This is a genomic window from uncultured Campylobacter sp., from assembly GCF_938045465.1.
GTDB lineage: Bacteria > Campylobacterota > Campylobacteria > Campylobacterales > Campylobacteraceae > Campylobacter_B.
Genome location: NZ_CALIBF010000072.1, coordinates 1 through 20,162, shown reverse-complemented (window position 1 = coordinate 20,162; position 20,162 = coordinate 1). Strand labels below are relative to the sequence as shown.

Below are 20,162 nucleotides of genomic sequence, written 5' to 3'. Positions count from 1 at the left end.
AAGCTAACCCACTTCGCGCCGCCGACGCTTTTTGCCGCGAGCGAGATCAGCGGCGTAACGCCCGCCGCGATCGATATTTTGCATATCTACATCAAGCAAAATTTTGGCTTGAAATAACCTGCGCGTCTGGCGTGAGAAAGCCGTAGTAGAATTTGACTACACAGGCAAAATAGGAATGAGCATGCAAGATGAGTTAAATTTAAGCCTGAAAAAAATTGCAAGAGACTACGACAAAGAGCCGCTAGTCATCAAAGACGAAACTAATCAAGTCATAAAAATTTCGATTATTTTAATGCTCGCATTAATGGCTTTCGGAATTTTAAGAAACGTATTTTTTGGCGGCAACTCCGATATATTTAAAATTTCATTATACTTTTTGCTCGTCATAGGCAGGAGAAAATTCGATATGAATTTCTATAGAAACGCTTATGTCTATTTTTATAATGATAAAATTCTCAAGATAATTGACGGTAACATTTTTGCGGAAATTGCGCCGCGTCAAATACGAAAGCTTCACAAAACAGTATCCTACGCGCTTCCGATACATTACGGGCTAGATAGCGTCGGCGGTAAATCAGGCATAATATTTCTTGTCGTTATCATGGCGGCGATGTTTGTAGTGCTGCCCGTAGCGACATCTATTTTTATAATTTTAGCGACGATCTGCATGGTGCTTTTGCCCCAGATCATTTTTCACTTCGGAGGTGGCGTCGATAGCGTTTTTGATATGATATTTTTGCAGGGCAAAAACGGTTTGTTTTGTAATTTTATGATCAGCGATCCAGGCGATTACGCCGAGCTACGTAGATATTTCAAAGTCGTTTGTAATAAAAATTTAGACCTAGCCGAAAAGAAAATCACGGCATTATTTGAAGTGAGTAAATTGGAGATAAATTTATTAGCCAAATTCATCACGGAGCGCAATAAAAAGGGCGATGCTTAGAGTTAAATTTGGATTTTAGCAGAGCCGGCAAAGCTTATAAAATTTAAAAATATAGTTGAAATTTTACTCTCTGCCGCTTTAGGTTTTTAAATTTGATTCAAAATTTTGCAATCCGTCAAATTTAATCCTATCTGCTAATTCCTGTCAGGAGTGTAAACACAGATAGGGCTTATCGCTCCTGTCGCGCCAAAAGTGAATAAATTTACGGCGGAATTTTACGCAGCTCCGGTAAAATTCCGCTAGAGAAATGAGAACGGATTTAAAATTTAACCGTTTTTTCAAGCGAATTTTGCCACAATTGCGCTCAAATTTCATTGGGGCGAAAGATGAAAAAATATACCAAACAAATCCTCGCGATGCTCGCGCTAAATGCGATCTACAGCGGCTCTGGGATCTTGATTTTAAGCTTTATCAATAAATATCTACTTGACGGCGCCGAAAGAGGCGGCAGGATCATCGCGCTATTTTTCGCGCTCTTGGCGCTATTTCTGCTGCTTTCGGTGCTAAGTCGCATCATGCTTTGCAAGATGGAAAACGACTTCGTATTCGATCTGCGCACCAAGATCATCAAGCAGATCATCGATACGAAGTTCGAGCGCATCGAGGCTGCGTCGAAGGCGAACCTGCTTGCGTCCCTTTCTAGCGATATTTCGCGCCTGACTGAGGGCTTTATGCGTATCTCCGAGCTGATCCAAGGCGCGATGATCGTGCTATTTTGCGGCATCTACGTGCTATACATCGCGCCTATGATGTTTGCGTTTTTATTCGTCTGGATAGGCGCGCTGATGATTTTCAACCGCTTTTTGATGAAAAAAGTCATGCAAAATTACGATCTGTACCGCCAAAATGAGGACGTTTTGTATAAAAACTACGCCGCGGCGATCGAGGGGCACAAGGAGCTGTCGCTAAGCCTAGCCAAAGCAAAGAGCCTATACGAAAACGACTTTTTGCCCAACGCGCAAAATTTACGCCAAAGCTCGCTACGAGCCGAGGTTTACGGCGCGTTTGCGAGTAATTTTATGAACGTAATGATGCTAGGCGCGGTGGGATTTGTGCTTTATTTTGGGCTCAGCGGCGGCAAAGCGGAGCTTGCAAACGCCGTAACGATCGCGCTTACGGTGCTTTTTTTGCGCGCGCCTTTGATGATGCTCATATTCTCGCTTCCTAGCGTGTTGCGCGCAAAGATCGCCTACGCGAAGATCAATGAGCTGAACTTAGACCCGTTCGTGCAGGGCTTCGAGCTTGCGCAAATGCAGCCGTGGCGCAGCCTGGAGCTTAAGGATGTAAGCTTTTCGTATCCCGGCGGGAAATTTGGTATAAAAGGGGTAAGTTTGCAGCTAAATGCGGGCGAGACGGTGTTTTTAATCGGCGAAAACGGCAGCGGAAAATCGACGCTTTTTATGATCTTAGCGGGCCTTTATACGCCGCAAGCAGGCGAAATTTTAGCCGACGGCGCGGCCCTTAAACCCTCTGATCTGCGCGCCTACAGCAACAACATAAGCGCGGTTTTCAGCGATTTTTATCTCTTCGACTACGCTACGGGCGATGCGGACATCGCGCGCGAGTGGCTGGCGCTTACGCACCTGCAGGATAAGGTTGAGCTAAAGGGGGCTAAATTTAGCACCACGAGCCTATCTAGCGGGCAGCGCAAGCGCCTAGCGCTCGTAAGCGTGCTGATGGACGGGCGAAAATTTTTGATGCTCGATGAGTTTGCGGCTGATCTCGATCCACAGTTTCGCACGGAGTTTTACGAGCGAATTTTGCCTGAGCTGAAATCGCGCGGATACACGATCTTTGCGATCTCGCACGATGATAAATACTTCGGCGCCGCAGATAAAATTTATAAGATGCAAAGAGGCGAAATTTCGCGCATAAAGTAAAGCGGCGAAATTTTAAAATTCTGCGCAAAATTTCGCGATGGAATTTGACATCTAGATGAAATTTCGCCTTAGAATTTCGCTGCGAAATTCTACGATTGAAATTTCAGCGGGAAGGTAAAATTTGCTTAAAATTTTACAGCATAAATTCCGCTTTGAGCCTCTACGCTAAAGTTTGCAGTAGATAGAATTTCGCCTCTTTAGCGCAAATTGCAAAAATTTAACCGAAATTTACTAAATTTTGATTATACTGCACCCACAATTTAAAAAGAAAGGATAGGAATGAAAAAAGTTCTTATTGCATGTGCTGCGTTGGCGGCGTTTAGTTCGAGTGTATTCGCCGCAGACGGCGCTACATTGTATAAAAAATGCGTGGCCTGTCATGGAGCTAACGCCGAGAAGCCTTATCTTGGCGGCAAAGTACCTGCGCTAAACACCCTAAGTAAGGAAGATATTATCGCTAGCCTAAAAGGCTACAAAGACGGCACTCTAGGCGAGGGCAAGGGAAAATTTGGCATGATGGGCGTTATGAAAGGTCAAGCAGCTTCGCTTAACGACGAATCGATCGAAGCGCTAGCCGATTTCATCGTTTCTAAAAAATAATTTCAAACTTCATTCGGCGGGCTTCGCACTCGCCGAGCTTCGCTTAACCTTAAATTTCAAAATTCTACGCTAATATCACGTAAAAATTCCAAAGGCTCATAATGTTTAACGGACTGATCAGAGAGATCGCGCAGGTTGCGAGCTTTAGCGGCGATTTGCTGCGACTGCGCGCGAGATACCGCCCCGCACTCGGCGATAGCGTCGCGGTAAACGGCGCGTGCCTGAGCGTGACGCGGCTTTTTGCGGACGGATTTGCGGTTCAGCTTTCGAGCGAGACAGCATGCGTCATCGTCGCACAAAACCTGCGCGGCTCGGTGCATATCGAGCCAGCGATGCGGATTGGGGATCGCATAGACGGGCATTTGATCCAAGGACACGTCGATGCCGTGGGCGAAATTTATAAAATTTCAAAGCTTGCAAGCGGCGTCGATTTTTTCATCCGCGCGCCGCTGCACATAGCGCCGCTGCTAGCACCGAAAGGCTCGGTAGCGATCGATGGCGTGAGCTTAACGATCAACGAAGTGCTTGAAGGCGGCGGCACGCACGGGCGAAATTTTAACGGCCAAGGTCTTGACGGCGGAAATTTTACTCACAAAGATCTCGAAGGTTTGCACGGCGCAAATTTTATCGGATCAAGCTTGCGCGGGCAAAATTCTAGCAGCTCAAATTCCATTCGCGAACCAAACTCCTTGGGCGTAAATTTAAAGAGCGAAGCGCAAAGCTGCGCCATTCGCCTTACGATCATCCCGCTCACGCTCAAAAATACGCTCTTTGGGAGCTACAAAATTGGGCGCCGCGTAAATATTGAAACCGATCTGCTCGCGCGATACGTAGCGGCGCAGTTACGCTTTGCCGGCGGACAGATCGTCGGTCTCGGCACAGATATGGCACGCGATGGGAGCGCCGAGGGCGAGCAAGACGGGCTTTCGTGGGACGCAGTAGATAAAATTTTGAGCCTGTATTAAGCGGCGCATGATGGGCAAAATCGAAATTTGCAGAGAAAATCTTGAGTTTGTATTGGACGGACGCGGCGTGCTAGCGGGCTTTAGCACGCGCGAAGGAGGCGTAAGCGATGGAGCCTACGCGAGCTTAAATTTAGGGGATCACGTGGGCGACGATTCGCAAAACGTCGCGCAAAACCGCGAAATTTTAGCTGCCGCGCTCGGTATTGCGCCTCTAAATTTAAAATTTATGCGCCAGATCCACTCAAACAAAATTGAAATTTTACGCGCAGCTAGCGATGAAATCTCGCCCTGCGACGGGCTTGTGACCGATCTGCACGGCGTGGCGATTTGCGTGCTGGTAGCGGACTGCTCGCCAGTGCTGATCGCTGATGAGCAGCGCGGCGTGGTTGCTGCGGTGCATGCGGGGCGCGCGGGCGTAATCCAGCGGATCTGCACCAATGCGATAAATTTGATGAGCGAGCGCTTCGGCTGCGTCGCTGCGGAGCTGAAGGTATTCGTGGGCGCGAATATCAAGGCGAGAAATTACGAACTCGGCGGGCTTGATCTGGGCGAGTTTGAGCGCTACAAAATGCAGGGGCATTTCGATCTAAACGCCGCACTTCGCGACGAGCTCGCAGCTGCAGGTGTGCGAAACGTTAAATTTGATCCGCGTTGCACTTTTGAGAGCGAGCGACATTTTTCATACCGTAGAGATGGCGTCACGGGGCGTTTCTGCGGCTTTGTGATGAATAAGCCATGCCGATGAAAAGCAAAATAGGATATAAAATTTCTCCGCAAGGTCCGCTAAAATTTCTCGAAACGCTATAAAATTTAACGTAGCGGGCTAAATTTAATCCATTAATCCCAAAATATGCCGCCAAAATAAGCTTTTTAAAAACTCACCGCTTTCATCGCGATGACTTAAAAATCCGCCTCGACTACTAAAATCGAAATATCCGGTTTTTATCGAATTTGATGTAAAATGACCGCGCGACATCGCAGTCAAGAAAGCCAAAAAACGTAAAATTTACAATCAAAAATCCAAAGCAAAGGAGAAAATATGCTGTTACTTAAAAATGCCGATCTATACGCGCCAGAGCACGTCGGTAGGAGCGACGTTTTGCTCGGCGGAGGTAAAATTTTAGCCGTTTCCAAGGGGCTTGATTTTCGAGTCGAGGGGCTTGAGGTTTATGATCTAGAGGGCAAAATTTTAGCGCCCGGACTCATCGATCAGCACGTGCACATCACGGGCGGTGGAGGCGAGGCGGGTTATCACTCGCGAACGCCCGAAATAACCCTATCGCAAATCATTCGCTACGGTACCACTACGGTCGTAGGCACGCTGGGCACCGACGGGTGCACGAGGAGCCTGGAAAACCTCTACTCAAAAGCCAAAGCGCTCGAATACGAGGGCATTTCGACCTTCATCCACACGGGCTCTTACGCGCTGCCTAGCGTCACATTTACGGGCTCCGTAACGCGCGATCTGGTGCTCATCGACAAGGTCATCGGCTGTAAGATCGCGATGAGCGACAACCGCGGCAGCTACCCGACCGCGCAGGAGCTCATCAAGACCCTAACGCAGATCCGCATCGGCGGCATGATCTCGAAAAAAGGCGGCGTGCTGCATATGCATATGGGCGGGCTCGCGGATAAATTTGACCTGATTTTTAGCGTGATCAAGGATTATTCGTTCCCGATTAATTATTTCTCGCCGACGCACTGCGCGCGGACGAAGGAGCTCTTTGACGAAGCGATCAAATTTCAAAAAATGGGCGGCTACATCGACATCACGAGCGGCGGAAGTAAATTTGCCCCGCTTCACGAAGCTATCGCCTATGGTCTTGAAAACGGCTTAAATTTAGAGCGTCTAACGATGAGCTCGGACGGCAACGGCAGTGTGCCTAGATTTGACGAAAACGGCGCGCTAGTGGGCTACGGCTGTGCTTCGTGCGAGACGAATTTGCAGGTCATTCAAGCCTGCGTCAAAAATAAAATCCTAACCATCCCGCAAGCGCTGAGTATGATGGGCAAAAACGTCGCAAAATACCTAAATCTAAGCGGCAAGGGCGAGATAAAAGTAGGCTTTGACGCCGATTTTGCGGTATTTGACGAAGCCCTAAACCTAGATAGCGTGATCGCAAAAGGGGAGTTTTGCGTAAAAGAGGGCGAGCTCGTGAAAAAGGGATTTTTTGAGTGAAATTTGAAGCAGATGCCGCTTTTTAAATTCGGCGAATTTAAATTTGACGAATAATTTCGCTCACGTCCCTTGCGGTCGTCTTATCTTTGCAGCGCAAAATTTAACCACGCCGATGCTTGGATTATATTAAATTTAGCTTTAATTTAGCTATTTTTAAATATAATCCAAGCTTCAATTCACACACACCAATCCTAAAATTTGGTTGCGTTTGTCAAAAACAAATGTTAATGGGTGTGGAGGAGAAACCTAAATTTCGGGGAAACCCACAAGGAGAAAACTCATGGTAACAATGAGAGATTTGCTAGAGTGCGGCGTTCATTTCGGACACCAAACACGCAGATGGAATCCGAAGATGAAAAAATTCATTTTCGGCGAGAGAAAAGGTATCTACATCATAGATCTACAAAAAACTATCCGCTACTTTCGCTACACTTATAATATCGTGCGCGACGCGGCTGCCGAGGGCAAGACGATACTTTTCGTAGGCACCAAAAAACAAGCCGGCGCGACGCTAAAAGAGTACGCCGAAAAATGCGGCATGCCTTATGTAAGCCACAGATGGCTAGGCGGCATGCTGACGAATTTTTCTACTATCAAGCAATCGATCCGCAAGCTCGAAGTAATCGAGACCATGGAAGAGGATGGCTCGATAAATTTACTAACCAAAAAAGAGGCGCTAATGCTTCGCCGCAAAAAAGAGAAGCTTGAGCTTTATCTAGGTGGCATTCGCAATATGAAGGGCCTTCCCGATATGATCTTCGTCATCGACGTTGTAAAAGAAAAGATCGCCGTAGCGGAAGCTAACCGCCTAAAAATGCCGGTTATCGCGCCTTTGGATACGAACTGCGATCCGGACGTAGTCGATTTCCCGATACCTGGCAACGACGATGCGATCCGCTCAGTTCAGCTTTTTTGCCAAGAGATGGCTGAGGCGATCAACGAAGGCAAGGCACTTCGCGATCAAGACGCAAGCGAGGATGTCGAGCAGAGCGAAGCCGTCAGCGACGAAGAGAAAGAGGAAGTCGTAGCCGAGGCGATGAGCGAAGAGGATTTTGACGTAAGCGAGGACGAAGAGTAATGGAAATCAGCGCGCAAATGGTAAAAGAGCTCCGCGAAAGCACCGGAGCGGGGATGATGGATTGCAAAAAGGCTTTAGTTGAAACAGACGGCGATATGGATAAGGCCGTCGATCTGCTTCGCGAAAAGGGCTTAGGAAAGGCTGCTAAAAAAGCCGACCGCCTAGCTAGCGAGGGCTTAGTAAGCGTCGAAGTGGGCGCGGATCACAAGATCGCAACCATAAGCGAGATAAATTCCGAAACCGACTTCGTAGCTAAAAATCAAAATTTTATAAATTTAGTTAAAAATACTACTCTACATATCCAAAGCAAGGGCATTAGCAGTATTGATGAGCTAAATTCCAGCATCATCGACGGCGTTAAATTTGATGAGCATCTAAAAAGCCAGATCGCTACGATCGGCGAAAATTTGGTCGTTAGAAGATTTGAGACGATTAAGGCAGGCGCAAACGGCGTGGTAAACGGTTATCTGCACTCAAACGGTCGAGTAGGCGTCATTATTGCAGCAGCTTGCGATAGCGAGCGGACTGCGGAGGGTGCGAAGGAGCTTATAAAAAATCTCTGCATGCATGCAGCCGCGATGAAACCTCAGGTCATCAGCTATAAAGAGCTTGATCCCGATTTTATCGAGAAGGAATTCTTAGCTCTTAAAGGCGAGTTTGAGAAAGAAAATGAGGAGTTTGTGCGCTTGGGCAAACCGCTTCATAAGATCCCGCAATTTGGCTCGCGTGCGCATCTAACGGACGAAATTTTAGCCAAAGAGATCGAAGTTTTAAAAGATGAGCTTCGCAAGCAAAATAAGCCTGAAAAAATTTGGGATAAAATTTTACCCGGCCAGATCGATCGCTTCATCGCCGACAATACCCAGATCGATCAGCGTCTCACACTGCTAGGGCAATTTTATGTAATGGACGACAAGAAAACCGTCGAGCAGGTGATTGACGAAGAGGCTAAAAAACTAGGCGGCAAGATCGAGATCGTAAAATATGTCCGCTTCGAAGTGGGCGAAGGCCTAGAGAAAAAGAGCGAAGACTTCGCAGCCGAAGTAGCGGCTCAAATCGGCTAAATATGGAACTTCTAAAGGGCGTAAATCTTACTCACGCGTATGATTATACGCTCTTTGAAAATGTAAGCCTAAGCGTTGGGGAGGGCGAGAGCATCGCTATTTTGGGCGTTAGCGGTTGCGGTAAATCGACTCTACTTCATATTCTATGCACGCTTTTAAAACCAAACTCGGGCGAGGTGATCTACGGCGGGCGCAGTATTTACGAGCTAAGCTCCGATGAGAGACTTAAAATCCGCCGCAACGACTTCGGTATAATTTTCCAATCCCACTACCTTTTTAAAGGTTTTTCCTCCGGCGAAAATATCGAACTCGCCGCCAAACTTACGAATAACGCAATAGATCAGAAAATTTTAAAAAAGCTTAAGATAGAACACACGCTTGCTCAAGGCGTGGGCGAGCTTAGCGGCGGACAGCAGCAGCGCGTGAGCATCGCTCGCATACTTTGCAAAAAGCCGCGCATAATCTTTGCCGACGAGCCTACGGGAAATTTAGATAAGGATACCGCAAACGAGGTCATGAGCGTGATCTTTGATTACGTAAAATCCAGTCGTGGCGCGCTCGTGCTCGTGACCCACGATGAGAATTTAGCGCAAAAATGCTGCAAAGTTTATCGACTAAATAACCGAAATTTAGCGCAAATATAAGCAATTAATAACCAAAAATATCTTACAATAGCCCAAATTCTTTCTAAAAGGTCATAAATGAAAATTCTACTTGACAATCACAATGAGCAGGTTGCAAGTGTCGTAAATATTTGCTGCGAGCGCATCGGTGCGGATCTGGTAGCATATAGTGCAGACGAGAGTGAATATGATTTGACGATAAAAAATTATGAAGATGGCGACGATATTTCAAAATTTGATCTTAATAAAACGCTGTTTCTGACGCCTAAGAATGTCTCGGCCTCAGGAGCGCGATACACCCTTACCAAGCCTTTTTCGCCGCTTGAGCTCATTACGTTTATTAGCGAATTTTCGGTTCAAAATATGAGCGTGCAGGCGAAAGAAAAAATGGCGAAAGAATTTGCCGATGCAAGCTCTGTGATGAAAGAGATCGATGCGATTGATCAGGCAAATTCCGCTTCGGGCAGTAATTTTGAAGAGCTTGTGGATAGCTTTTATGACTCTGGTAAGGATATACCGCTTTCGCAGCTGGCAAGCGACATAGCGCCCGAGATAGCAGATGATGTGCCGCTTTCGCAGTTGGTAGGTGATATGCCGCGCACGGACGAGATCGCAGATGATATTCCGCTCTCACAGCTTGCAGATGAAGCGGCTCTTGCGGACACTATCTCTGATGATACACCGCTTAACGCCGTCGCAGAAAAGATTGCGGATAATATCGCAGATGATATGCCTCTAAACTTAGCTACTAGCGATATCCCTGAGGATGTGCCGCTAAATAGTATCGGCGCAAGCGAGCCTGCTGAAAATAATCACACACTCCAGGGCGAGATTCCACTCGCAAAGGATGACGCTCCGATAGCTTTAGTAGCTCTAGACGATGAAAATCCTAAGAATTTCAAAACAAATAAATCGCAGACAGAAGATGAAATTCTTGTCGCACAGGCAAGCGAAACTTTACCGCTTGCGCAGCAAGACGAGTCGCAAAGAGCTGGCAGCCCTAATGAAACTACTGTTGAAAAAAAAGCAGACGCTGCGCCTAATCTAGAGGAAGCGAAAGACTCTGCGGACGTTACGCTTGAACAGCATGAGTCAGACGGCTCATTTGCCTATAAAACAGATGAAAAAAATTCTGCCTCGCAAGTAGTGCAAGATGCAGCCGGCGCGCCTGTTAACAGCGGATTTGATATGGATTTTTCCAGGCTTTTCGATAGTGCCGGCATGCCCGTGGAGGAGTTTGGCGGATATGATAATTTTGCCGCGGCTGCGTTTGCTTCCGATGAAAAAGAGGATAAAAGATCTGCGCATGATAAAAATATAGCGGCTACGGATTTTCAAAAAACGCAAATTTCGTCTCAATACGAGGTCGCTTCAGATACGCCGATTGCGTTAGCGGGTGCGGGCGATATACCTCGTGAAAATCTTTATAACGCCGTTCCGTTTCAAAGTATGGAATTTACCGGCAGACTTGCACAGAATGCGTCTATGTCTGCTCATAATGAAGCAGGGGATTCAATTAGCGCCAATTTTGCGGCTTCCGCTAATTTTGCAGCTTCTACAAATTCTAGCAATATCGGGACTACAAATTCTACTCCTGCGCCGAATTTTTCGGAGCTAAACTTGCCGCACATATTAGATGCCTCAGATTTACCGAAGCAAAGAGAACAAGCTGATAGCGTTGTCGGCGGGTTTACGGACGGATTTTTGCGCGCTATGGAGGGCGATTTTGCAAACTCGTTTGCCGCAAACTCTGCGGATAGCGAGCAATTTAAATCCGGCAAGCTCGCAAAGAGCGCCGCGCAGCAGATAAAATTTAATGCTTCAAAGCCTTCGGAGCGCACCGAATTTAAAGCGCATAAATTCGGCGCGTCCGAGCAGGTAAATGAGATGAAATTTGGCGCGCAAGCTATGCCGAATGAGCTTGCCGCTTCGGCTGCGGCGGAGTTTGCCAGCCTTATGGCAAGCGAGTTAGAGCCTAGCTCTAAAAGTGAGCCGCTGCGCAACGAGCATAGCAAAAAACCGAGCGCTGAGGAGCTGAAGACCAAACTGCGCGATGATCTAGAAGCGGGCATCGCAAACACGATCGAGAAATTTGCGGGCAGTAAGGACGCTAAGGACGCGCTGAAGGACTTTAAGATCAATATCGACATATCGTTTGGAGATAGATAGTGAAAGGCAAAATTTTGCTCGTTTCCGGTCCAAGCGGTAGCGGCAAAAGCACGCTCATAAAGCGTCTTATCGCAGAATTCGGCGAGCAGATATACTTCTCGATCTCCTCTACGACGCGTGAAATGCGTGCAGGCGAAGCGGACGGTGTGAATTATCATTTCATAAGCGAGAGCGAGTTTCGCGCAGGTATTGAGCGCGGGGAGTTTTTAGAGTGGGCGTTGGTCCACGGCAAATACTACGGTACTTCGCTAAAAGCCGCTACGAGCGAGCTTGAGCGGGGTAAGATCGTGATTTTTGACATCGATGTGCAAGGATATGAGATCGTGCGTAGCAAAGTGCCTAAAAGCGAGCTTACTAGCGTATTTATTACTACGCCGAGCTTGTCGGAGCTTAGAGATAGGTTGCGCGCTCGTGGCGATAATGATCCCGCCGATATTGCTTTGCGCCTACAAAACGCGCAAGAGGAGATGGAGCGCCTAGGCGAGTATGATTATTTCATAATAAACGACCGCCTGGAAGCGGCGTATGAAAATTTAAGATCAATCTACAAAACTATCAAACTAGAAACGGCGAGCCGCGACATAGGCAAGCTAATCGAAATTTGGAAAATTTAAAGGAGAAAAAAATGGGTTCTATGAGTATTGGACACTGGCTGATTGTTTTGATCGTTGTTGTGTTGCTGTTCGGAGCGAAAAAAATCCCAGAGCTTGCAAAGGGTCTAGGACAGGGCATAAAGACTTTCAAAAAAGAGATGGAAGAGGACGACGAACCGCAAAAGGTCGAGAAAAAGATGGAGCAAGAGGTTAAAGACGCCGAAATCAGCGATACTAAAAAGGCGTAAGGGATTTGAAAAATTTAGTCTTAAACGAAATTTTTAAAATTTTATCTCGCAAAGTCGTTTTAGAAAAACCCAAAGATAAAAGTTTGGCTCATTACGCCTCGCCCGAGGCTTTCGCGCTGGCTAAGGAGCTGCGAAAGGCGCCTAAGCTCATCGCCGAGGAGCTTGCGGCTAAATTTAAAGATAGCGAAATTCTAAGTGCTACGGCGGTGAACGGCTATCTAAATTTTCACCTAAAGCCTGCCGTGTTGGGCGCTCTTGCTAAAAATGCTCTTAGCCTGGGTGGCGATTTTGCGAAAAATGACGCGAAGCTCGGACGTGGAATTTTACCGGCTTCGGAAAAGCTTTGCGCGAGTGAGCCTACTAGCAAAGGTTACGCTGCAAATCTGGCTTCGAGCGGCAATGACGCTGCTAAATCACAGAATTCCACCACTAGGCAAAATTTTATTTTGCAGAATTCCGAAGAGGCGTCAAATTCCGTCGTAGCATCAAATTGCGATGAGGCGCAGAATTCCGCCGCTATGCCGCAAAAAATTTTGCTTGAATACATTAGCGCCAATCCGACCGGTCCGCTTCATATCGGGCACGTGCGCGGCGCCGTTTACGGCGATACGTTTGCACGCATCGGAGGCTATCTGGGGCACCGCGTCGATACCGAGTATTACATCAACGACGCGGGCAATCAGATCGAGCTTTTGGGCACTTCGATCGCGCTTCGTGCGCGCGAGCTTGCGGGCGAGGACGTGAGCTATCCCGAGAAATACTACCGCGGCGAGTATATCGACGAGATCATCCCTCTTGCGCGCGCCCAATTCGGCGATGAAATTTTCCGCGACGAATCGCGCGTTTTGATCCTTGCGGAGTTTGCTAAAGACGAAGTGCTAAAGATCATCCAAAAAGATCTCGCAGATGCGGGCATTCATATCCAAAACTGGGCTAGCGAAAAGAGCCTCTACGGCGAGCTTGAGCCTACGATTAAGAAGCTTGAGCGCAGCGGCAAGATGTATGAGCAGGAGGGCAAAATTTGGATCCGCTCATCGCAGCTCGGCGACGAAAAGGATCGCGTCGTCATCCGCGAGGATGCGCGTCCGACTTATCTTGCGGGCGACATCGTCTATCACAACAACAAATTTGAGCGCGGATATGAGCGCTGCATCAACATCTGGGGCGCCGATCACCACGGCTACATCGCGCGCTTAAAGGCCGCCGTGCATTTTCTGGGCTACGACGAAAGCAGGCTCGAGATCATCCTAATGCAGATGGTAAATTTGCTCAAAGACGGGCAGACCTACAAGATGAGCAAGCGTGCGGGCAACGCGATTTTGATGAGCGACGTGCTCGCCGCGATCGGTAGAGACGCGATGCGATTTATCTTCATCAGCAAAAAGGGCGAGACGCCGCTTGAGTTCGACGTGGACGAGCTCGCGCGCGAGGACAGCAGCAATCCGATCTTTTACATCAACTACGCCCACGCGCGGGTCAATCAAATTTTTACCAAAGCGGGCAAGCGCGAGGCGGACGTCTTGGGCGCGGATTTCTGCACGCTGGATGAAGCGGGGCTCGGCCTAGCTTTTGCGGCGCTTAGCTTGAATGAAATTTTAAACGACGCATTTAATTCGCGCGGCTTGCAGAAGCTGCCCGATTTCCTAAAGGCGCTCGCGGCGGACTTTCACAAATACTACAACGAAAACCGCGTCGTAGGCAGCGAGAACGAGGATGCGAAGCTCAAGCTGTTCGCGCTCGTGGCGCTTAGCATCCGCACGGCGTTTGCTCTGATGGGCCTAAGCGCAAAAGAGAAAATGTAGCCGCGCAGGCTACATTTCGCGCCGATATCCCTAAATCTCACGAACGAAATTTTATGATTTAAAATACAAAGCGAAATTTTACTTCTATGAAATTTTAAGGCTAGTTCTAAATTTACAGCTCGTAAAATTTCGATTTTAAAAATTTTACGAGCTGTTTTACGGTATCGCCACTGCGCTGTTCGTAAAATTTAAATTCGGCTGCAAATTTACCGCTTGCGGAATTTCGAAATTTTAAAATTTTGCAGCGTGGAAGTTCGAAGTAAAATTTTAAAACAAGGCTTGAGGTACTAAAATTTTTGTGCAGATTAGATTTCATGCGACAAAATTTAATTCGTAAAATTCTCCTTGGCGGGATTTGCCTGTAAGAGTGCTCCTTAAACCCCGCGGCGCATCGCCGCAAAAAGGATAGATATGAGAAAGATCATCGACATAACGGCGCTTTCTATCGCCGTTTGCATCTTGGTTATGGTGCTTTTTTGGCCGTCACCCGTTTTGTCGTTTAAGTGCTACCGCGGCGACGGAGTAAGCTGCGCGCAATTGGGGCGCGACAAGCTCTCCCGCGGAGATTACGACGGCGCCAAGCCCGCTCTTGCTAAGGCTTGCGAGGCGGGCGAGAAAGATAGCTGCTTTGATTTGGGTGCCCTATACGACGGCGAGGGCAATGTGGCGCAAGCGGGCGTATTTTATGCCGCAGCGTGCGATAAAAACGTCGCCGTAGCCTGCCACAAGCTAGGCAACCTATATCAGCGAGGGCGCCTGAGTAGGGACTTCGTTGCCGCCGCGCAGCGCTACGCCAAGGCCTGCGATTTGGGCTATGCCAAGAGCTGCCACAATGCGGGCGTAGTCTATTTCATAGGCGGTTTTGGGCTTGCGGCGGATCCGGCAAAGGCGGTGAGCTTTTTCGAGCGAGGCTGTGACGGCGGGCTAGTGGATAGCTGTTATAACGCTGGCGTTGCGTATGATAAGGGTCTCGGCGCGCCGCAGGATCGCGACAAGGCGGAGAAGCTTTACACCAAATCCTGCGAGCTGGGCTACGGCGATGCCTGCAATAATTTAGGCTATTTGTATCTGAGCGAGGGGGATCTGCGCGGATTTTCCAAGGGGCTTGGATGGGTCAAAAAGGGCTGCGACGCGGGCAATAAAAAATCCTGCGAGTTCTACGAGTTTATAAAAGAGAAAATTTTAAAGAAGCAGGGCGGTCGGTAGCCCGGCGCACATTTCGGTTTGTACTGCCTGCCGTGCACGTCGTCTGTTTTGTATTGCTCGCCGTGCACCGTCTGTCGTATGGCGTCTATTGTGCTATCCGCCTTGCACCGCATATTTGCGCTGCTAGTCATAGTATGCTCATTTTGCGATATGAGGTTGCCTGCGATATTGCCGAGACGGGTTTGTGAGCTTTTGTAGCGCGCGCAATTTCGCCGCGATTTTGCGACGTGCGAAATTCGGCAAGGCGTAGATAGCCCATGCATGCGATTAGCCAAATTTAGCGGCGGAGCTTTACTTGAAATTCTATCGCTATGAAATTTTAAGGTTTAGCTCTGAATTTAGGGCTTGCAGAATCTCAACTTTAAAATTTCATGGGCAGTGCTGCAAGCAAGACAAAATTTAGATTTTAAAATTTTACGACGCGAAATTTAGCGCGGAAGCAAAATGCAAAGCTGTTTGAGGAGACAAATTGGAATATGAGATCACGGGCGAGGTTCGAAATCTCCGCGTCCACGCCGCAAGAGGAAATAGCAAAATTTGGGTATTTTTCGAGATAGACGGCGTGAAGCTGCGCGGCGAGTTTAACGATATCCCCGTAGAAGAGGGCGAGCTTGCGCGCGCGTATTTCATCCGCGGAGGATATGCGGGCAGCTACGTGATCACTCGAGTTCAGGTGGTACGCAAACCAAGCCCTTTGCGCCGTAAGCTGGGGATCGCGACCGCCGTGTGCACGCTGGGTTTCGGCGCGGCGCTGTGGATCGTAGGCTTTGGGATTTTAAATGTCGGCGGGAGGGGCTCTCTAATTAATTTTGTCTGTGTTGCCGCCGCAGGATTTGGGGTGCTAAAAGAGGGTGCGGGCAATCTAAGAGCGTGGCTAAATCAACGCACGTCCGAGTAGATCGCTGCCGCGGCGTAAATTTCATAAATTTAATCCGCCGAATAAAATTTACTCGCGCCGCCGTATCTTTGCGGCGTAAATTTTGCTAAAATTCGCTCCAGGCGCGAAATCCGCTGCGTAAATTTAGAAAAAGGTAAAATTTTGAATATAAACGAGGCGATAGTTGCTACCGCCAAAAAGCAAAAAGAGTGCCGGCTAGCATTTGTAAAGTATCTGTTTTTAGGAATTTTATTTATAATAGCGCTGCCCGTGGGCGGCGGGTTTGCCGTAGGGCATCTTTTTGAAAATCGCCTTGCGCCGCTATTTTTCATCATTATCTATATTCCGTTTTTTCAAGCCGAGCTAATGGCTAACAGGGGCCGAGTGATCGACGAGCTGGGGGATTACAAAGCGTTTTATAAAGACGTTTTCGTCCGCGCCGCTATTCGGAGCACAGATCCAAATTTTAACTACGATCCGAATGCCGGCATCAGCCGTAAAGAATTTCGCAAAATCGGCATCTATTCGCCCGATGAGTTTCGCGCCGAAGATCAAATCGGAGGCATTTATAACGGCGTCAAATTTAACCTCAGCGAAGCGACCCGCATCCCAAACGGCGCGACGCTGGAAATCGGCGACTCGGCGGCGTTAAATTTGCTATCCGCGATAATTTTTGCATGGTCGACGATGAAGGATATGCAGGCGTTCAGCGGCTCGGTCTTGGTCTGCGAGTTTTACAAGAAATTTAGCGGGCAAACTATAGTCGCGAGCCGCACGCTAAACACCAGATTTTTGGGCGAAAAAGAGCAGATGGACGACGTGTTTTTTAGCAAAGAATTTAGGGTCTTTGCGGATGATAGAGTAGAGGCGCGATATCTTTTGACGCCCGCGTTTATGCAGCGTCTGCGAGAGCTAAAGGAAAAATTCGCGGGGAAAATGGGCGTGAGCGCGGCGTTTATGGACGATAAATTTTATCTATTTTTAAACGGAGCGAAAAATAAGTTTGAAACGACGCTCTTTTCGCCGCCGCCTAGCCTCGAGGACGCCGCGGGGATCAAAAAGGAAATTTCAGAGCTTTTATCTATCATAGACGAGCTAAATTTAAACCCGGATTTAAGCGGGGCGGCAATTTTGGCTGATTAATGCGCGCCGCTATTTATCGGCTAAAATTTACTTGCGCTGCAGCTAGGATCGCCGTTATTCTCCGCTGCCGATCGAGATCCGCTACGGCTTGGATCGCTCATTTTCGCTACCGACTGGGGCGCGCTTAAGTAGCTCCTGTTCGCGAGCGAATAATCTGCAAAATTTTTCCCAGTCGTGCAGATAGACGAGCCTATGCTCTTTGCCGCTTTCGTCTATGTATATGCCCTGCGTCGAGCCAAGACTCATCTTTTGCCAGTAGCCGAAAAACGGCAATGCCTCAATGTCCTCTTGCAGTACGCCCCGCATCATGCCGTTATCGTAAATTTTTAGATCGTAGTAGGTCTTTTTCATTTAGACTTTCTAAATTTTATCACGACGGAATTTCACCGCGATATAAATTTAAAAATTCCGCTGCGATAAAATTCCATCTTTTAGAATTTCGCGCGCCGCGAAATTTACCGCGAATTCCGCCCCTTTAAATTTTGCGGCTTCAATCCTCGATGAAGCCCTGTAGAATTTCACCGCAAGTAAAATTTAGCCCGCCAGCGCCTTTAGCTGCTCGGCGCTTAGCCCGTCAACCAAAATATAGCTCGCATCGATGAAGCGGTAGTTTTGCTTCGGCAGCCGCGCGATAAACTCGCCATATTCCAGCTCGGCGATGGCGCAGTAGTTACCGGCGTCGTTTTCGTCGCCCTCTATGCCTATGAGCGCGATCTGCCAGCGCGCTACGTCGCTATTTTTCAGCATCTCCGCGTTTTGCCACTCCACAAACGGCTTGTAGGGCAGGATAGTGGGCAGGTCCTGCGTGAGCGCGTATGAGCCCATTATCGTGCCGTCATCTCCATTTCGGTAAAACCTCTGGTGCGCGCTGTAAGCGTCAAGATATTGCACCTCGCTCAGCCGCTTGCCAAACTCGGCGGCGGGGTTATACGAGGCTAAAATTTCATCCATCATCGCGCGGTTTATCGCAAAAGGCCTCTGCACCCCGTAGCAAAAATTTACCTCCGTATCGCCGCTTAAGTGTTGATCTATCGAATGTAGCCCCGCCGCTATATCGCGCTCGTAGTAGAATTGCTCTATCCTGTCGTGAGTGTAAATTTCGCCGTTTTCATCCGTGATCTCGCTTCCTAGCTGCTTAGATAGCGCCTGTAGATACGAGATCGCCAAAACCCAATCAAAGATCGTCGCGGGCGTATTTACGCGCACGGCGTAGCTTTGCTGCTCCTCATTATATCTTAGCTCCATTCCGCGCCCGCTCTTGCCCCGCACGCCCAAAATCAGACACTCATACTCGCTCAAAGGCGATTTTAAAAACGCCTTTTCGTCAAAGTCCTCGGCGCTCTCGTCTATGCCAAACACCGATAGATCGGGCAGCAGATCCAATGCCTTGCTAACGCTCATAGCGTCCGAATACCCCATAAATAGCGGTCGCTTTTTGTTTTTGACGCGGAATTCTACGCTCATCGTTTTCTCCTTATTGAAACGGCAAAATTATAGTGAAATTTTACCCGCCGCGGCGAGCTAAATTTGCGCTCGCAAGCCCGCATTGCTGGTTGCACGAGCGCGCCGTCGCAAAACTACGCTAATAATCGCGAAAGCCTACGCGCCGACCGCGTCTTTTAGGCTCTGTGCGCACAAGCCTGCACTCTTTAGTTCGCGCAAAATTTTATCCATCAGCTCCTCTTTGAAAACGTCCAGTATCATCGCGCCGGCGTCCAGCTCAGCATAGCGCAGGGCGGGCTCGCTGAAGTTTTTAAGCTCTTTAAACCGCCGCTCGCCCCGCCTGGAAAATCCGAGCCGAACCTCGTTCGGACTAAGGCTCAGCACGCCGCCCTCGCGAGCGAAATTATACACGCTAAAGCCGTAAAGCTGCGGATCGGCAGCTCTTGCGCGCACGCTCAAAATTTCCTCCAGCCGCGCCTTTGTGCCATTTAGATCGAGCCCCGTTTGCACCGCGATCTTGCCGCTCGCATCGAGCCGCAAAAGCGCCAAAAACGAAGCGAAATCCTGCGCGATGATGCTTTGCTCATCGCACTCGACGTCGATGTAGGCGACCGCGGGCCGTTCGCTCGCGCGGTAGTCCAGGCACAGATACCAATGCCCGTCGCCGCTGAATGGCACCAGCCCGTTAAGCTCGAAGCTCACGCACTTGCGCTCCTCGCCCCAGTTAAAGCGCGTAAGCGACGGATACGCCTCGCCGATGCCGCCGATGGCGTCTAGCGGGTAGCCCTCCAGCTCGTAGCGCAGGTAGCCGCCGTTTTGGATGCTTAGCATCATGACTAGCTCGCGCGGCAGGGTGCGTCCTAGCTCCTCTTCCGCGGTCCTCAGCGCCTCGGGCGTGAGCGGATCTTGTAGATAGGGCAGGTAGATCGGCCTGCGCCAGATGTTTGCAAGCTCGTTTGCGTTCATTTTCGCTCCTTTAAATTTGCGGGTTGAAATTTCAAGCGCGTCTTAAATTTTAAGCTCAAAGCCGAAATCTCGAGCTATAAAATTTTAAAATTTTACGGTGCCGAATTTTTCACAGCCCGCTCGCTGTATTCGGCTCGCCTGCATCTATACGGCTCATCTTTCGACGGCTTAAATTTAACCTAGATCGGGCGCCGTTAAAATTTAATCCACACCGAGCGGGCTCAAAGCCGCGCGCCAATAAAATTTCATCGTAAATTTACTCGCTCCCGGCGTCCGTTTAAAGCGGCGGAATTTTACGAGCGAGCTAAATTTACATTTCGCGCGCCTAATCGAAATCATAATACAGGCTCCACGCGCCGCTTCGCGGGTTTTTGGCAAACATC

22 protein-coding genes are annotated in these 20,162 nt (G+C 48.7%); 17 read left to right on the top strand and 5 right to left on the bottom strand.

Features of this window, described 5'->3' with window-relative positions:
* From Q0413_RS03555 to argS, 14 genes are all read left to right on the top strand, one after another.
* Positions 1-117 (top strand): hypothetical protein (locus Q0413_RS03555; RefSeq protein WP_298987377.1); only part of this gene is annotated, 117 nt, incomplete at its 5' end.
* A gap of 64 nt (positions 118-181) precedes the next feature.
* Positions 182-943 carry a hypothetical protein gene (locus tag Q0413_RS03550; protein ID WP_298987372.1) on the top strand — a complete coding sequence of 254 codons (762 nt, stop codon included), beginning with the start codon at positions 182-184 and terminating at the stop codon, positions 941-943.
* Between the two features lie 326 nt (positions 944-1,269).
* Entirely contained in the window at positions 1,270-2,823 is a 1,554-nt protein-coding gene (locus tag Q0413_RS03545; protein WP_298987369.1) for a cyclic peptide export ABC transporter, read from the top strand.
* A 279-nt stretch (positions 2,824-3,102) separates the two neighbouring features.
* Positions 3,103-3,423 (top strand): c-type cytochrome, encoded by a 321-nt coding sequence (locus Q0413_RS03540; protein ID WP_005872020.1) that lies wholly within the window; start codon positions 3,103-3,105, stop codon positions 3,421-3,423.
* 101 nt (positions 3,424-3,524) lie between these two features.
* Positions 3,525-4,388: a riboflavin synthase gene (locus tag Q0413_RS11235; RefSeq protein WP_366939643.1), complete on the top strand. Its 864-nt coding sequence runs from the start codon at positions 3,525-3,527 to the stop codon at positions 4,386-4,388.
* 10 nt (positions 4,389-4,398) lie between these two features.
* Entirely contained in the window at positions 4,399-5,133 is a 735-nt protein-coding gene (locus Q0413_RS03525; protein WP_298987376.1) for a polyphenol oxidase family protein, read from the top strand.
* Between the two features lie 294 nt (positions 5,134-5,427).
* The gene (gene iadA, locus Q0413_RS03520) at positions 5,428-6,567 is read left to right on the top strand and encodes a beta-aspartyl-peptidase (protein WP_298987366.1); all 1,140 of its coding nucleotides are present in this window, start codon (positions 5,428-5,430) and stop codon (positions 6,565-6,567) included.
* A gap of 280 nt (positions 6,568-6,847) precedes the next feature.
* On the top strand, positions 6,848-7,645 hold the full coding sequence (gene rpsB, locus Q0413_RS03515; protein ID WP_297880676.1) for a 30S ribosomal protein S2: 798 nt from the start codon (positions 6,848-6,850) through the stop codon (positions 7,643-7,645).
* A complete protein-coding gene (gene tsf / locus Q0413_RS03510) occupies positions 7,645-8,709 on the top strand; it encodes a translation elongation factor Ts (protein ID WP_298987364.1) in 1,065 nt (354 codons plus the stop codon). The genes rpsB and tsf overlap by 1 nt, the downstream gene beginning before the upstream one ends.
* Before the next feature lie 2 nt (positions 8,710-8,711).
* Positions 8,712-9,353 carry an ABC transporter ATP-binding protein gene (locus Q0413_RS03505; protein ID WP_298987362.1) on the top strand — a complete coding sequence of 214 codons (642 nt, stop codon included), beginning with the start codon at positions 8,712-8,714 and terminating at the stop codon, positions 9,351-9,353.
* A gap of 57 nt (positions 9,354-9,410) precedes the next feature.
* On the top strand, positions 9,411-11,501 hold the full coding sequence (locus tag Q0413_RS03500; RefSeq protein WP_298987360.1) for a hypothetical protein: 2,091 nt from the start codon (positions 9,411-9,413) through the stop codon (positions 11,499-11,501).
* The gene (gene gmk, locus Q0413_RS03495) at positions 11,501-12,115 is read left to right on the top strand and encodes a guanylate kinase (protein WP_291936305.1); all 615 of its coding nucleotides are present in this window, start codon (positions 11,501-11,503) and stop codon (positions 12,113-12,115) included. The genes Q0413_RS03500 and gmk overlap by 1 nt, the downstream gene beginning before the upstream one ends.
* An 11-nt stretch (positions 12,116-12,126) precedes the next feature.
* Positions 12,127-12,342 carry a twin-arginine translocase TatA/TatE family subunit gene (tatA, locus tag Q0413_RS03490; protein WP_177388991.1) on the top strand — a complete coding sequence of 72 codons (216 nt, stop codon included), beginning with the start codon at positions 12,127-12,129 and terminating at the stop codon, positions 12,340-12,342.
* Between the two features lie 5 nt (positions 12,343-12,347).
* Positions 12,348-14,144, top strand: coding sequence for an arginine--tRNA ligase (gene argS, locus Q0413_RS03485; protein WP_298987357.1), 1,797 nt, complete (start codon positions 12,348-12,350; stop codon positions 14,142-14,144).
* A 112-nt stretch (positions 14,145-14,256) separates the two neighbouring features.
* On the opposite strand, the gene Q0413_RS03480 is transcribed toward argS, so the two are convergent.
* Positions 14,257-14,460 carry a hypothetical protein gene (locus tag Q0413_RS03480; RefSeq protein ID WP_298987355.1) on the bottom strand — a complete coding sequence of 68 codons (204 nt, stop codon included), beginning with the start codon at positions 14,458-14,460 and terminating at the stop codon, positions 14,257-14,259.
* A 95-nt stretch (positions 14,461-14,555) separates the two neighbouring features.
* Here Q0413_RS03480 and Q0413_RS03475 point away from each other — a divergent pair, with 95 nt between their 5' ends.
* The 3 genes from Q0413_RS03475 to Q0413_RS03465 all read left to right on the top strand — a co-directional run bounded on the left by Q0413_RS03475 (position 14,556) and on the right by Q0413_RS03465 (position 17,370).
* Positions 14,556-15,350 carry a tetratricopeptide repeat protein gene (locus Q0413_RS03475; protein WP_298987353.1) on the top strand — a complete coding sequence of 265 codons (795 nt, stop codon included), beginning with the start codon at positions 14,556-14,558 and terminating at the stop codon, positions 15,348-15,350.
* A 469-nt stretch (positions 15,351-15,819) separates the two neighbouring features.
* Positions 15,820-16,248: a hypothetical protein gene (locus Q0413_RS03470; protein WP_298987350.1), complete on the top strand. Its 429-nt coding sequence runs from the start codon at positions 15,820-15,822 to the stop codon at positions 16,246-16,248.
* A gap of 141 nt (positions 16,249-16,389) precedes the next feature.
* Positions 16,390-17,370 (top strand): DUF3137 domain-containing protein, encoded by a 981-nt coding sequence (locus Q0413_RS03465; RefSeq protein WP_298987348.1) that lies wholly within the window; start codon positions 16,390-16,392, stop codon positions 17,368-17,370.
* Between the two features lie 81 nt (positions 17,371-17,451).
* Here Q0413_RS03465 and Q0413_RS03460 read toward each other — a convergent pair whose 3' ends face one another.
* The 4 genes from Q0413_RS03460 to Q0413_RS03445 form a co-directional block, all read right to left on the bottom strand.
* The gene (locus tag Q0413_RS03460) at positions 17,452-17,721 is read right to left on the bottom strand and encodes a hypothetical protein (protein WP_298987346.1); all 270 of its coding nucleotides are present in this window, start codon (positions 17,719-17,721) and stop codon (positions 17,452-17,454) included.
* Positions 17,722-17,904: 183 nt separating this feature from the next.
* Entirely contained in the window at positions 17,905-18,834 is a 930-nt protein-coding gene (locus Q0413_RS03455) for a DUF4299 family protein (RefSeq protein ID WP_298987343.1), read from the bottom strand.
* Between the two features lie 135 nt (positions 18,835-18,969).
* Positions 18,970-19,779 (bottom strand): SMI1/KNR4 family protein, encoded by an 810-nt coding sequence (locus Q0413_RS03450; protein ID WP_298987340.1) that lies wholly within the window; start codon positions 19,777-19,779, stop codon positions 18,970-18,972.
* Positions 19,780-19,980: 201 nt separating this feature from the next.
* Positions 19,981-20,162 (bottom strand): hypothetical protein (locus Q0413_RS03445; RefSeq protein ID WP_298987337.1); only part of this gene is annotated, 182 nt, incomplete at its 5' end.